At 37.3% G+C, this 12,657-nt stretch carries 13 protein-coding genes; 10 read left to right on the forward strand and 3 right to left on the reverse strand.

Features of this window, described 5'->3' with window-relative positions; genetic code table 11:
• The first annotated feature begins 249 nt into the window (after positions 1–249).
• A complete protein-coding gene (locus MKY13_RS08440) occupies positions 250–2,562 on the forward strand; it encodes a YhgE/Pip domain-containing protein (protein ID WP_191699070.1) in 2,313 nt (770 codons plus the stop codon).
• 130 nt (positions 2,563–2,692) lie between these two features.
• Here the strand turns inward: MKY13_RS08440 and MKY13_RS08445 are convergent, their stop codons facing one another.
• Both MKY13_RS08445 and MKY13_RS08450 read right to left on the reverse strand, forming a co-directional pair.
• Positions 2,693–2,986: a YxcD family protein gene (locus MKY13_RS08445; protein ID WP_191699069.1), complete on the reverse strand. Its 294-nt coding sequence runs from the start codon at positions 2,984–2,986 to the stop codon at positions 2,693–2,695.
• A complete protein-coding gene (locus MKY13_RS08450) occupies positions 2,974–3,432 on the reverse strand; it encodes a hypothetical protein (RefSeq protein ID WP_191699068.1) in 459 nt (152 codons plus the stop codon). Before MKY13_RS08450 ends, MKY13_RS08445 begins: the two co-directional genes overlap by 13 nt.
• A 241-nt stretch (positions 3,433–3,673) precedes the next feature.
• Here MKY13_RS08450 and MKY13_RS08455 point away from each other — a divergent pair, with 241 nt between their 5' ends.
• From MKY13_RS08455 to MKY13_RS08490, 8 genes are all read left to right on the forward strand, one after another.
• Entirely contained in the window at positions 3,674–4,657 is a 984-nt protein-coding gene (locus MKY13_RS08455; RefSeq protein ID WP_339216475.1) for a diaminopimelate dehydrogenase, read from the forward strand.
• Between the two features lie 225 nt (positions 4,658–4,882).
• Positions 4,883–5,155: a YhdT family protein gene (locus MKY13_RS08460; RefSeq protein ID WP_339216886.1), complete on the forward strand. Its 273-nt coding sequence runs from the start codon at positions 4,883–4,885 to the stop codon at positions 5,153–5,155.
• Positions 5,155–6,600: a sodium/pantothenate symporter gene (panF, locus tag MKY13_RS08465; protein WP_191699425.1), complete on the forward strand. Its 1,446-nt coding sequence runs from the start codon at positions 5,155–5,157 to the stop codon at positions 6,598–6,600. The genes MKY13_RS08460 and panF overlap by 1 nt, the downstream gene beginning before the upstream one ends.
• 122 nt (positions 6,601–6,722) lie before the next feature.
• Entirely contained in the window at positions 6,723–7,457 is a 735-nt protein-coding gene (locus tag MKY13_RS08470; RefSeq protein ID WP_191699066.1) for a GTP cyclohydrolase II, read from the forward strand.
• A 14-nt stretch (positions 7,458–7,471) separates the two neighbouring features.
• On the forward strand, positions 7,472–8,584 hold the full coding sequence (ribD, locus tag MKY13_RS08475) for a bifunctional diaminohydroxyphosphoribosylaminopyrimidine deaminase/5-amino-6-(5-phosphoribosylamino)uracil reductase RibD (protein ID WP_339216477.1): 1,113 nt from the start codon (positions 7,472–7,474) through the stop codon (positions 8,582–8,584).
• Entirely contained in the window at positions 8,577–9,650 is a 1,074-nt protein-coding gene (locus tag MKY13_RS08480; protein WP_339216479.1) for an FAD-dependent monooxygenase, read from the forward strand. The genes ribD and MKY13_RS08480 overlap by 8 nt, the downstream gene beginning before the upstream one ends.
• A gap of 9 nt (positions 9,651–9,659) precedes the next feature.
• Complete coding sequence (locus MKY13_RS08485) at positions 9,660–10,232, forward strand: HAD family acid phosphatase (RefSeq protein WP_339216481.1); 573 nt, start codon at positions 9,660–9,662, stop codon at positions 10,230–10,232.
• Positions 10,233–10,367: 135 nt separating this feature from the next.
• A complete protein-coding gene (locus MKY13_RS08490) occupies positions 10,368–10,964 on the forward strand; it encodes a transcriptional regulator (protein ID WP_191699062.1) in 597 nt (198 codons plus the stop codon).
• 43 nt (positions 10,965–11,007) lie between these two features.
• Here the strand turns inward: MKY13_RS08490 and MKY13_RS08495 are convergent, their stop codons facing one another.
• Positions 11,008–11,388 carry a nucleotide excision repair endonuclease gene (locus MKY13_RS08495; RefSeq protein ID WP_191699061.1) on the reverse strand — a complete coding sequence of 127 codons (381 nt, stop codon included), beginning with the start codon at positions 11,386–11,388 and terminating at the stop codon, positions 11,008–11,010.
• 359 nt (positions 11,389–11,747) lie between these two features.
• On the opposite strand from MKY13_RS08495, the gene MKY13_RS08500 reads away from it, so the two are divergent.
• Entirely contained in the window at positions 11,748–12,620 is an 873-nt protein-coding gene (locus MKY13_RS08500) for a DMT family transporter (RefSeq protein ID WP_339216483.1), read from the forward strand.
• Positions 12,621–12,657 lie beyond the last annotated feature (37 nt).

Genomic DNA, 12,657 nt, shown 5'->3' on the forward strand with positions numbered 1-12,657 from the left:
ATTTTATAGTTAAATAATTTATAAAATAGAAAATTCTGAAAAATAGACGAATGAACTACGATAGATTACTATATAGCAATTACTTTGTCCTATTTTTTGAATATTAATATGAACAAAATTCACGTACTATAGAGAAAATATTTACATTTTACAGTAGAAATATGTAAAAACTTAGAATATATTAATGTATATACGTAATGAGTAATAATTCATTCGTATATCAGTAATAGTTCAAAAAGGGGGGATTTTATGGGGTCATTTCAGTTGTTCGGAAAAGAGCTAAGTTCGCTCAAAAATCGTAAAGGATTACTTTTTACATTGATTGGCATTATGTTAATTCCAATTGTCTACGTAGCTGTATTACTTTCTGCTACATGGGGACCGTATGACAATTTGGATAATTTGCCGGTCGCCTTCGTCAATAAAGATGCAGGCGGTGTATCAAGTGGTCAACCAATCAATGTCGGCAATGATTTAATGGAAACATTAAAGGAAAGTAAGTCATTGGGGTGGCATTTCGTTTCTGAAAAAGAGGCAATGGATGGGCTCGAAAAGCAGGAATTTTATTTAGTAGTGGAAGTGCCAGAGGACTTTTCACAAAAGGTAACAACAGTCCTTGATGCAAATCCGCAAGTACCAGAGCTGCGATACATCCAAAATGAAGGGTTAAACTTCATGGGTGCCCAAGTAACGAATAGTGCGGTGGAAAGGCTTCGCGAACAATTAGGGGACAAAATTACAGCAACATATGCCAGAACAGTATTTGCTAGATTTACAGATATCGAGACAGGATTTGCAACTGGAGCAGATGGGTCGAAGCAAATTTTAACTGGTACGGAACAGCTAGCTGAGGGCACAAACACATTGCTATCATCATTAACTGATAAATCAGCCGATATTAATCAACTAGCTGCTGGTGCAAAAACAGCGGATGATGGGGCAGGTCAACTTTTATCAGCGATTACTGGCGGGACAAGTAACATTAACCGTTTAGCTAGTGGCGCAAAAGAAGTAGCAAGCGGGGCTGGTCAACTAAAGAATGGTTCCGAACAAGTTTTAGCTGGATTAAATTCAATTCAAGGAGCAACGAATCAGGTATATAATGGCTTGCAACAATTGCAGCCAGGTTCTGAAGAGTTATTAAATGGATTACAACAGCTTTCAACGGGTGCAAATCAGTTATATGCAGGAATTGCAGTAGGTGATGGAACTGCAGCTAATCCGGGGTTAGCTAATGGCTTAGCTCAATTAGCTACAGTATTACAGTCAAAACAAGCGGATATTGAGCAATTAGGTCAAGGTGCACAACTTCTGCAAGGATTGGCACAAGCACCTGGTATGGAAACATATCGTGCGAATTTGTTGGCTTTAAGCGAAGGCTTAACAGAATTAGCGACAATTTATCCGGTTGCTGTTCAAAGTGCAAGCGCTTTAAATAATGGTGCTCAACAAATTGCACAATCGATGCCAAGCTTAACAACAGGATTGGAAAATGCAATTGTTGGTCAAAAAACAATTGTAGGCGGCATTGATGCGCTTGTTACAGGTCAAGGTCAAACTGTTGCAGGAGTAAGTCAGTTAGTAAACGGACAAAAGGCGGTAGTATCAGGTGCCACTCAATTAGCTAGTGGTGCTTCACAAGTAGCCAATGGTAACCAAACGCTAACAAGCTCTTGGAATCAGTTGGGCACAGGTGTATCCAACCTGAAAAACGGCTTAACTCAAATCAGTACTGGTAATGAAACAGTAGCATTAGGTTGGCAAACAATGACTGAAGGTGTTACTTCATTAAATGATGGTGTTAACCGCCTTCAAGCAGGATCTAATGATTTAGCTACTGGTTTAGAAGGTGGACGTGATCAAGTAGCATCTTTACGAATTACCGATGAAAATATCGCGATGTTCTCTTCACCAGTTGCACTAGCTGGCGAAAAGGTGAATCCATATGAATATTACCGTGATTCAACAGCACCGTATATTTTATCGTTAGCATTATTTGTAGGTATGCTTGTATTATCACTGTTCGTTGATTTCAAAAAGCCGGCTGTACTACCAAAATCAGCGGTAAGTTGGTACGTTAGTAAATGGATGCAATTAGCGATGTTCGCTACAATCCAGGCGGTGCTTGTAACACTATTTACGTTAGTGGTATTACAATTATCAGTAGCTAATGTCATGCTATTTATTTTATTCGCTATTTTTGTAAGTATTGTATTTATGTCAATTATCTTCTTCCTAGTATCGGTTGCTGGTCATATCGGACGCTTTATCGCACTTGTGTTAGTCGTAGCACAATTATCGATTACAGGTTCGAATTTACCGATTCCGATGCTGCCGGAAAACTTACAGGCAGTAAGTTCATTCTTACCATTTACGTATTCGATCTCAGGCTTCAAATCGGTTATTTCATTAGGAGATGTTTCATTATTATCTTCTAATGCCGCAATACTTGCCATCTATTTAGTAGGGGCATCGGTGTTGGCATTCATCGCATTTATCGTAAGCTACAAAACACTTACGACAAAGTATACACCGGAAGTAGAAGTGCAACCGACTGTTTAAATTAGCCATTATTTAAATATGAAAGCCCCGAAATTTGTCGCGAACAAGTTTCGGGGCTTTCTATTTATTCGGAAAAAATCCAATAAAAAAGTGCTGAAACGTTATGTTTCAACACTAATAATATATCTAATTAAAATTCAACATTTGCGATCATGCCTTCTTCATCATCAATGTCGAGTGAAATACGTGCAGACATTGAGTCACGGCCAAGTTGCTCGTCGATGTATAGACGAAGTGCCATAATGAAATTTACTGAGTTATATACATCCAACTGACCATTATAGAATGCTTCTGCTGAATAGCCTGCTACATCATCGTACATAAGCTCCACTTCAACTTCATCAGGTGTTACATTTTTGAATTTTGCATGGAATAAACATACGGCATTAATTAAATCTTGTTCAAGTAATGTTAGCTTTTCCAAGTATCTGTTACCTCGTTATCTTTTTTGCGTTTAATAATTTGATAAATTTTAACTAGGAAGAATACGATTGCTGCAATTGCTGCAACGTTTATAAGTAAGCCTAAAATGTTACCTAACATTCCCATACCGGCAAATAAACTACCGAATAATAAACCAGCTAAACCACCAAGCATTAAGCCTTTCATTAAGCCGCCTTTGTTTGAAGCTGTGTTTGTATTATCTTTTTTAGTTGTTGTACCGTTGTTTTGTTTTGCAGCAGGGTTTGTAGCATCATTATTATTCTTTTGAATATTTGAGTTGTTATTGTTGTTATTGCTAAAGCCTTTTTTTCCTGATTTATAGGATTTTGCTTCAACAGTTTGTGCATCGTTAGCGAATAAAATTGTAGAACCTACACTTGAAAATACTAGTGCAAACGCTAACAGTATAGCTGATAATTTTTTCATGTCTTTCCCCCATATTTTCTTTTTATTTACTTTAGTAGTATATCAAAAAATGAATGAAATAGAAAATGAAAACTCTTTTATGTAAATAGAGCATGCTTTACTCGAAAGATAACATTTGCTTGTAAAATAATCGAAAGATATTGTATTCGTAAAAATGAAATTGTATGATGAATAGAATATTCTGAATTTACATAACTATGTAAGTTAAAAAAAGCACCAAATAGTTTAGGAGGAAGAAATGATGAGTAACATTCGTATTGGTATTGTAGGTTACGGTAATTTAGGACGTGGGGTAGAAGCAGCGATCAGTCAGAATTCTGACATGGAATTGGTAGCTATATTCACCCGCCGAGACCCTAGCACTGTTTCAATAAAATCAGCTAATGTACCTGTATATTTAGTGGAAGATGCACCGAAATACAAAGAGCAAATTGATGTCATGATTTTATGTGGGGGTTCTGCGAAAGATTTACCAGAGCAAGTCCCTCACTTTGCCCAATGGTTTAATACAATTGACAGCTATGATACACATGCCAATATACCGGCCTTTTTTGATGCAGTGGATGCAGTCGCACTAAAGAATAATACTGTGTCGATTATTTCAGTTGGATGGGATCCTGGTTTATTTTCATTAAATCGTTTGCTAGGTGAAGCAGTGTTGCCGGTCGGTCATACATATACATTTTGGGGTGATGGGTTAAGTCAAGGTCACTCAGATGCTGTACGCCGCATTAATGGCGTGAAAAAAGCAGTCCAATATACTTTACCTATTAAAGACGCGGTGAATCGTGTCCGTAATGGTGAAAATCCGGAACTGACAACGAGAGAAAAGCATGCTCGTGAATGCTATGTTGTATTGGAAGATGGCGCAGATGCAAACGTCATTGAAACAGAAATTAAAGAAATGCCGAATTATTTTGCAGATTATGATACGACTGTAAATTTCATTACGGAAACTGAATTTGATGAAAATCATCAAGGTATGCCACATGGAGGTTTCGTAATCCGTTCTGGTCAATCAGGTGAGGGTGATAAACAAATTCTGGAGTTCTCATTAAATTTGGAATCGAATCCTATGTTTACATCGAGTGTTTTAGTTGCCTATGCACGTGCAGCCTACAAACTGCATGCTAAAGGAGATAAGGGAGCTAAAACGGTATTCGATATTCCGTTTGGCTTACTATCACCTAAATCTCCAGCAGACTTACGAAAAGAATTACTTTAATTGGAAGATAAAAACGACGTCTATTTATAGTTAGACGCCGTTTTTTTTATTAAATTAATAATATTGTTTGCGAATTTCGAGGAATTTGGGCTTTTCTATTTAGAAAGTCTTTTCTTCTAACGCTTTGCCACGTATGATAGAGAGGATTATTCAACTTCTTTTAACAAAAAGAATGAAGTAGGCATCTCTAAAAGTTGCCATCGTAAATTGATATTTAAAGAAAGGATGTTTACTGTGCAGGATAAGCGTTTTAAAATCGCACATAAAGAAGCATTAATCGGAGTTGTACTTGTCATTATAAACTTTGCGATTTGGTATGGTTTTGCTTATGGACTCGGTTCAGACGATCCGCTTCAATATAAATATATTTTAGGGTTCCCGGCCTGGTTTTTCTATAGCTGTATTGTCGGAACAGTTTTTATGATTATTTGTGTTTGGCTTGCGATGAAGCTTTTCTTCAAAGATATTTCACTTGAAGAGGAGGACAAGCATCAATGATTCATTGGCAAGTAATTGTACCACTTTTCATATTTCTAATCGTTATATTCGGAATTGGAATTTGGGCAAATAAACAAGTTCGAACGTCGACCTCTTTTATGCAGGAATATTTTTTAGGCGGTCGTGAAATGGGTGGCTTCCTTCTAGCAATGACTATGATGGCTACATACGGAAGTGCATCAAGCTTTATCGGCGGGCCAGGTGTTGCTTATAATACGGGTCTAGGCTGGGTATTACTTGCAATGGCACAGCTTCCTGCCGGCTATTTTGTATTGATGGTTCTTGGTAAGAAATTTGCGATCGTATCGCGTCGTATTGAGGCAATTACATTAATCGACTTTTTAAAGAAACGCTATGACAGCCATACGATTGTTATTTTATCGGCCATTAGTATTATTATTTTCCTATTTGCTTCAATGACAGCACAATGGGTCGGTGGGGCACGGTTAATTGAATCATTAACTGGACTTTCCTATACGAACGCATTACTGATTTTTGCGGTCGCTGTATTGGCATATGTAATTATCGGAGGTTTCCGTGCCGTAGCATTAACCGATGCATTGCAGGGAACGATTATGATTATCGGGACAGTTATTTTATTAATCGCTACGGTAATTGCCGGTGGCGGTGTAGAAAATATTATGCAAGGGCTAGTTGCGGAAAATCCGAATTTAGTTTCACCATTTGGTGCAGCTGGTAATTTAACACCTTTATATGTTTCAACGTTCTGGATATTAATCGGGTTAGGTGTAATCGGTTTACCGCAAATCGCGGTGCGAGCAATGAGCTATAAAGATTCAAAAAGCTTACACCGTGCTATTTTAATCGGTACTATCGGAATTGGCACAATCATGTTCGGCATGCATTTAATTGGTGTATTTGCGCGTCCTGTAATGCCGGGTATTGAAGTTGGCGATAAGGTGATGCCTTTATTAACGCTTGAAGTCCTGCCGCCTGTTTTAGCAGGTATTGTACTCGCTGCTCCAATGGCGGCAATTATGTCGACGGTTAATGCATTGTTAATATTAGTAAGCTCTACCGTTGTAAAAGATATTTATTTAAATTATATCAATCCAAAAGCTAGTGAAACACAAATAAAAAATCGTAGCTTCTGGGTAACGACAATTATTGGAATTACAGTCGTTATTTTTGCCGTAAAACCGCCTGAACTATTAATTATGCTGAATTTATTTGCGTTTGGCGGATTGGAATCAGCATTCCTGTGGAGCGTGGTGTTTGGTCTCTATTGGAAAAAGGCGAATAAATATGGAGCAATTAGCTCGATGATTGTTGGTATAGTGCTGTATATTGTTATTTATAGCTTTGCAGAAAATATATACGGCATGCATTCGGTGACAATTCCTATTTTTGCATCTTTATTTACATTTGTAGTTGTAAGTTTAATTGCAAATAAAGTAAAGAAAATAGAGGATTATCATTTTTAAGAGCCCTTTCAAAAAAGCCGAAGCAATCATATGATAGATTGCTTCGGTTTATTTGACGTTATTAACTTATTATTATAAACTAGGTTACGTAAAGTAACTTAAAGAAAACAAGGTGATCATATATGGAAAATATAATGGCAATTTTAAAAGATAAAATTCAGCTTATCCGTCGAGACGATCTGCAAAATATTGCACTTGTTGGACCGGTAAAGCTACCAATAAAACAAGGTGATTTTGAAGCGACTTTCCAATGGTATTCGTGGACTACTGTCGGAAAAGATTTAACGAAAGAGCAGGTAGTACAGTCGATACCTTCGATGAATTTAGCTTTCGGGCAGCAATCATCGGTATTAGTATATGGCGATTTTACACATGATGAGAATGCTTTAATTCGCATGCACAGTATTTGTCATACAGGTGATATTTTCGGGTCACAACGCTGTGATTGCGGCTACCAATTGCATGAATCTATGAAAATGATAGTCGATCATGGCTGTGGAGCAATATTATATTTGGCAGATCATGAAGGGCGCGGCATTGGCTTGTTTTCAAAATCACTTGCTTATTTATTGCAAGAGGAAGCATTTGATACAGTAGAGGCAAATCATGCACTAGGCTTTGAAGATGACACTCGTTCTTATGACGATGCCATCCGTGTATTGCAAGTACTCCGTGCAAAAGCAGTGACACTGATTACGAATAACCCGAAAAAGCTGGACGCCTTGAAAAAAAGTGGGCTTCTAGTGGCAGGGCATATACCTTTATGGGGCGGTCTAACCGAAACGAATGAACAGTATTTACAAACGAAAGTACAAAAGTCTGGACACATGGGTTTAGTTGAAAAGCTAACTGTTTAAGGGGAATGAATGATATGAAAACAGATCAGGACTATATGCAACTGGCACTCCAATTAGCGGCAAGTGCAAAGGGGAATACGAATCCGAATCCGCTAGTCGGAGCTGTCATTGTGAAAGATGGTGTCATTGTAGGTACAGGGCTTCATCGGAAAGCAGGAGAGCCACATGCTGAAGTTCATGCAGTGAAAATGGCAGGTGATCATGCAAAGGGAGCTACTATATATGTGACGTTAGAGCCTTGTTCCCACTATGGTAAAACACCACCTTGCGCGAATCTAGTAAAAGAAAGTGGAGTTGCCCGTGTCGTTGTTGCTACTGAAGATCCGAATCCTGAAGTAGCAGGACGCGGAATTCAACTTTTACGTGACGCAGGGGTCGAAGTAGAAGTAGGTATTTTGCAAGAGGAAGCACAAAAGCTAAATAAACGCTTTATCCATAATATGCTGACAGATCGGCCGTTTGTTGTAGCAAAGTTTGCAATGACGTTGGACGGCAAAATTGCTACATATAATGGACATTCCCAGTGGATTACAAATGAAGAGGCACGTGCTGATGTTCATGAACTGCGACATGAAGTGGATGGGATACTCGTAGGGATCCAAACTGTGATTAATGATAACCCGAAACTGACAACACGGCTTGCCGATCGTCCAGGTCGTAACCCGATACGTGTCGTGTTGGACCGTACATTGAGAACACCTTTGAATGCTCATATAGTCAATACGACCGAAGCACGTACGATTATCGTGACGTCACACGATGCAAACGAAAATGCCATTAAAGAATATGAAAAGCTAGGTGTAGAAATAATCCGAGTAGCAGTAAATGCATCAGGTCTTAATCTGGATGAAACGCTGCAAGCATTATATAAACAGGGGATTACCCACTTATTAGTTGAAGGTGGGGGCACGGTAAATGCTTCGTTTTTACGGAATAATTTCATCGACCAATATATTGTCTATATCGCCCCGAAAGTGTTAGGAGGCAAACATTCGATAACACCATTTACAGGAGACGATGTGGAGACCATTGATTTTGCTTCACTCGTTGAGTTTGATGAAGTGATACGAATTGGGGAAGATTTACGCATTATCGCTTATCCTAAAAAGGTGAAGCCGCATGAATAGAAAAGTGGATGTTTGCATTGTAGGTGGTGGGCCAGGTGGTACGTTACTTGCAAACATTTTAGCTAAGCATAATCTTTCCGTACTCTTACTGGAACGCACAAATGGCTTTGCAAAAGCGTTTCGAGGAGAGCACTTAAATGAAGAAGGCGAGCAAGTTTTAAAGCAATATGGATTATTCGAACGGATTGAAGAGCTTGGGTTACTTCGAATGGAAAGATTGGAATATTGGTTGGATGGGCAAAAATTCAATACAGTTTACCCTGATCCAGTGATTGGACATTTAGGCATTCATGTACCGCAAGCACACCTTTTACAGGCGATTGTCGAACAAGCTCAAAAATATACTAGTTTTGACTATCTATTAAATACGACAGTTAAAGAGCTTATACAGGATGAACATGGTCATTATATAGGTGTTAAGGCGCTTCAGGACGATCAAATCATTCAAATAGACGCACAGCTTATTATTGGGGCAGATGGACGCCATTCCACGATTCGCAAATTGGCAAATTTAGACGCGACGATTCATAATCATGGCTATGATTTACTATGGGCAAGAATACCGGCACCGGAAGACTGGACCCCGTCAATTAAGATGGCGCTCGTAGATGGCATGCAAATATCGCTTTTTACCCAAACAAACGGCTTTGTGCAGATCGGGTGGAATATAGAAAAGGGAAGCTATCCATCATTAAGGAAACAGCCATTTACCCCTTTTATTGAAAAGTTGATAAAAGCATTTCCACAGTTAACTGATATGGTCAATGAGCATATCCAGACTTGGCGTGACTTTGTACTGCTTGATGTGTTTAGTACAACATCAGAACAATGGGAAAAAAACGGTGTGATATTAATCGGGGATGCAGTCCATACAATGACACCAACTGGAGCGTTTGGTTTAAATAGTTCACTAATGGATGCTCATATATTAGCGCAATGGGTTCTTCAAAAGAATCCATTTGATTATAGCTGTGCCACTGAACGTCAGAAGCAAATTGCAGCAATTCAAGCATTACAAATCGAAAAAGAACAAAAGTTTCAAGATGCTTTTGTCATATTAAGTTAGGTGAGAAAAATGAAATTTGGTTTTGATATTGATGATACACTAATTGATTTACGTCGACATGCATTTCATTTATATAGTAAGAAGTTAAACAAATCGATTGGTGAGGACCTGTTCGATAAGATTTTGACAGTTGAAATTCATGAAGCATTTGGAATGACGAGTGAAGAAGGCAGTAAAATGTGGAATGATTCGATGGGAGATATTTATTTTACAGATTGTCCAAGCTATGAAGGGGCGAAAGAGGTTTTACAAGCCTTAGCAGAAGAAGGGCATGAAATTTACTATATTACATCACGTCCGAAAGGCTATTGTGAACAAACGCGTGAGTGGGTAAAGGCACAAGGATTTCCTGTTGTAGATGAGCGCTTTTTTTGTGGTATGAAAGATCATGAGAAAATTGATATTATAAAAAAATTACAGCTTGATGTTTATGTTGATGATAAGCCGGCTGTTCTGAATACGCTAACAGGAACAAATACGAAAGTTATTGTTAAAAATCAGTCATATAATCAAGAAATGGAATGTACTCGTCTATTAAATTGGAGCGAATTTAACGGATTAATTCAAAACGCAACATCGTAACTGTATGGAAGAGAGTCTAGCATAATGCTATCCTTGAACTGAAAAAGTGAAATAGTTTGAATTTTTTACTTTCAACTCGTAAAATCTATGGTATTGTATGAGTATATCGTTAAGGGTTGGGGGATAAATAAAACTATGATTACTGAACAACATTACGAAGCAAGCATAAATTATAATGGGATTATTTTGCTATCGGCCTATTTGCAGCGCCAGTATGTATACCGTACCATTCAAGTTCGATTAAATGGTGCGAGTGAAGAGCCTTTAAATAAAGTGAAAAATATGCTCGATCATACAGAGGCTATGTTAAACGTTTTTGAAGAAGCGAAAAGTTTATTGGATGGTCAACGAAATAAGTTGAAGTCCTTTGCAGATGAAGTGAGCTTAATGATGCAAAATTATATAAAGGAAAACCCGGATTTTAATGAACGTCTAGCGGTTGTTGGTTCTACACTTTATTCGGAACAATTGATGAATAATGGGATTATTAAACTAGGCTATATTTTCAAGCAAAATATAGGAAAAGATTTCCCGGCTCGAGTTAAATTTTATGAAGAGCGAACAAAGGTTATCGATGTGATGGTTCAATTAGTGTCTGATGGAAAAGAGATTGAGCAAGGCATGCAGGACATTTTAAACAAATGGTACGAAGGCATTGCCAATCAGAAAAAAGGCATTATGGAAGATCTATCGAAAATCAATGAAATGCTGGATTATAAAATACCACGATAAAAAAACCTTGCCATTATAGAAATGGCAAGGCTTTTTTTTGAGATTATTGACGCTCGAAGAATACTTTATCGATATTGTATTTAGCTTGGAATTGGTTGATCGCGTATGTTTCGTAAATTTCACGTTCCATTGGATCTTCAATTTCATATACTTCAATTTTATGGATTTCATCACGATGGTTTTTCATTGGTGATACGTTGTCTTCAAAGTGCTTTTTAATGCGTTGACGAATTTTACGTGCTTTCCCAACGAATAAAAGTTCATTTTTCTCATTATAGAAGAAGAAAATTCCGCCTTTATCACGCGTAATTTTGTGGAAATCAATAAAGCCGAAGTAAGGTGTAATTTCCACGTCTCCTTGTTTTAAAACTTGCTCACGCTGACGAATTACTAAATCAGGTTTTGGCATTTCAATTTTAATCAATTTGTTCACGTCCCTAAAGTATTATAAAGGCTTATTTTACATGAAATTCACATAAATAGCTATCTATATAGATAATACCCATTTTTTATTGTATAAATCATATAAATATTAATCATTACATTACATATTATCCGACACTAAATTGTAACGATATTATAGTATCACTTCGAACAAAATATTTATAATACATGATCTTTTCTCTTTTTTGTTAATAAAAAACCAATTACTAATGCTCTAGTCAAGCAATAAATATGAAATTTATTCAATATTTCCATATATTTTGGAATTTTCACTTTCTTTTTTATGCAATATTGATTATTGTATATCTAATTGTGTATAAAGAGAGAGAAGGAATAATTATGCAAAAGTATAAAGGCGAACTGTTAATGCTTATTACCGCAGTGATGTGGGGAAGCGGATTCGTTGGAATGGCGAAAGGTTTGGAGCATTGGACCGTATTTCAATTAATGGCGGGACGTTTTTTGTTAGCTTCTATTTTATTAAGTATGATTTTCTATAAAAAAATTCGGTTAATAACGAAAGCCGTCTTGTGGAAGGGCGCAGTGTTGGGAGCTATTTTATTTACTGCTTTTGCGTTACAGACTATGGGATTGGAATATACGACTCCATCCAAAAATGCTTTTTTAACGGCGATTAATGTTATTATCGTGCCTATTATCGCCTATGTCATCTACAAAAGACGCATCGATCGTTTTGAATTTATTGCTGCCGGAATTGCAGTTGTCGGGATTGGATTTTTATCGCTGCAGGATTCATTGACTATTAATGTTGGGGATTTCTTATCGATACTTTGTGCGGTAGGGTTTGCATTTGATATTTTTTATACGAATGTTTTTGTAAAGACAGAGGATGCATTAGCTTTAACAATCGTTCAGTTTTATACTGCAACCGTGTTAAGTGTAATTGCTGTATTAATATTAGGCGAAGTACCTACCAGCTATAATTCTGAAGGTATTGGAATCATTATTTATTTAGCCGTTTTTTGTACAGGTGTTGCGTATGTTTGTCAAAATATTGGGATGCAATATGCGAATCCTACAAAATCAGCGATTATTTTATCTACTGAATCATTGTTCGGTACGATGTTCTCTGTACTGATTTTACATGAAATTTTAACGGGGCGTATGCTTGTAGGATGTGTGCTTATTTTTATCGCCATTCTCTTTGCCGAAGTAAAACCTACATTTAGACGAAAAAAGTCCTTTATATAAATAAGTAGAGAGCTGTATTTAAAGTCCTTGAAACTTT

This window comes from Solibacillus sp. FSL W8-0372 (assembly GCF_037969735.1).
Taxonomy (GTDB): domain Bacteria; phylum Bacillota; class Bacilli; order Bacillales_A; family Planococcaceae; genus Solibacillus; species Solibacillus faecavium.

Coding starts and splice junctions, on each gene's coding strand:
- MKY13_RS08480 (WP_339216479.1), top strand. CDS start 8,577: ATGAATAGAAAAGTGGATGTTTGCATTGTAGGTGGTGGGCCAGGTGGT.
- MKY13_RS08500 (WP_339216483.1), top strand. CDS start 11,748: ATGCAAAAGTATAAAGGCGAACTGTTAATGCTTATTACCGCAGTGATG.
- MKY13_RS08490 (WP_191699062.1), top strand. CDS start 10,368: ATGATTACTGAACAACATTACGAAGCAAGCATAAATTATAATGGGATT.
- MKY13_RS08485 (WP_339216481.1), top strand. CDS start 9,660: ATGAAATTTGGTTTTGATATTGATGATACACTAATTGATTTACGTCGA.
- MKY13_RS08470 (WP_191699066.1), top strand. CDS start 6,723: ATGGAAAATATAATGGCAATTTTAAAAGATAAAATTCAGCTTATCCGT.
- MKY13_RS08455 (WP_339216475.1), top strand. CDS start 3,674: ATGAGTAACATTCGTATTGGTATTGTAGGTTACGGTAATTTAGGACGT.
- ribD (WP_339216477.1), top strand. CDS start 7,472: ATGAAAACAGATCAGGACTATATGCAACTGGCACTCCAATTAGCGGCA.
- MKY13_RS08440 (WP_191699070.1), top strand. CDS start 250: ATGGGGTCATTTCAGTTGTTCGGAAAAGAGCTAAGTTCGCTCAAAAAT.
- MKY13_RS08460 (WP_339216886.1), top strand. CDS start 4,883: ATGTTTACTGTGCAGGATAAGCGTTTTAAAATCGCACATAAAGAAGCA.
- MKY13_RS08450 (WP_191699068.1), bottom strand. CDS start 3,432: ATGAAAAAATTATCAGCTATACTGTTAGCGTTTGCACTAGTATTTTCA.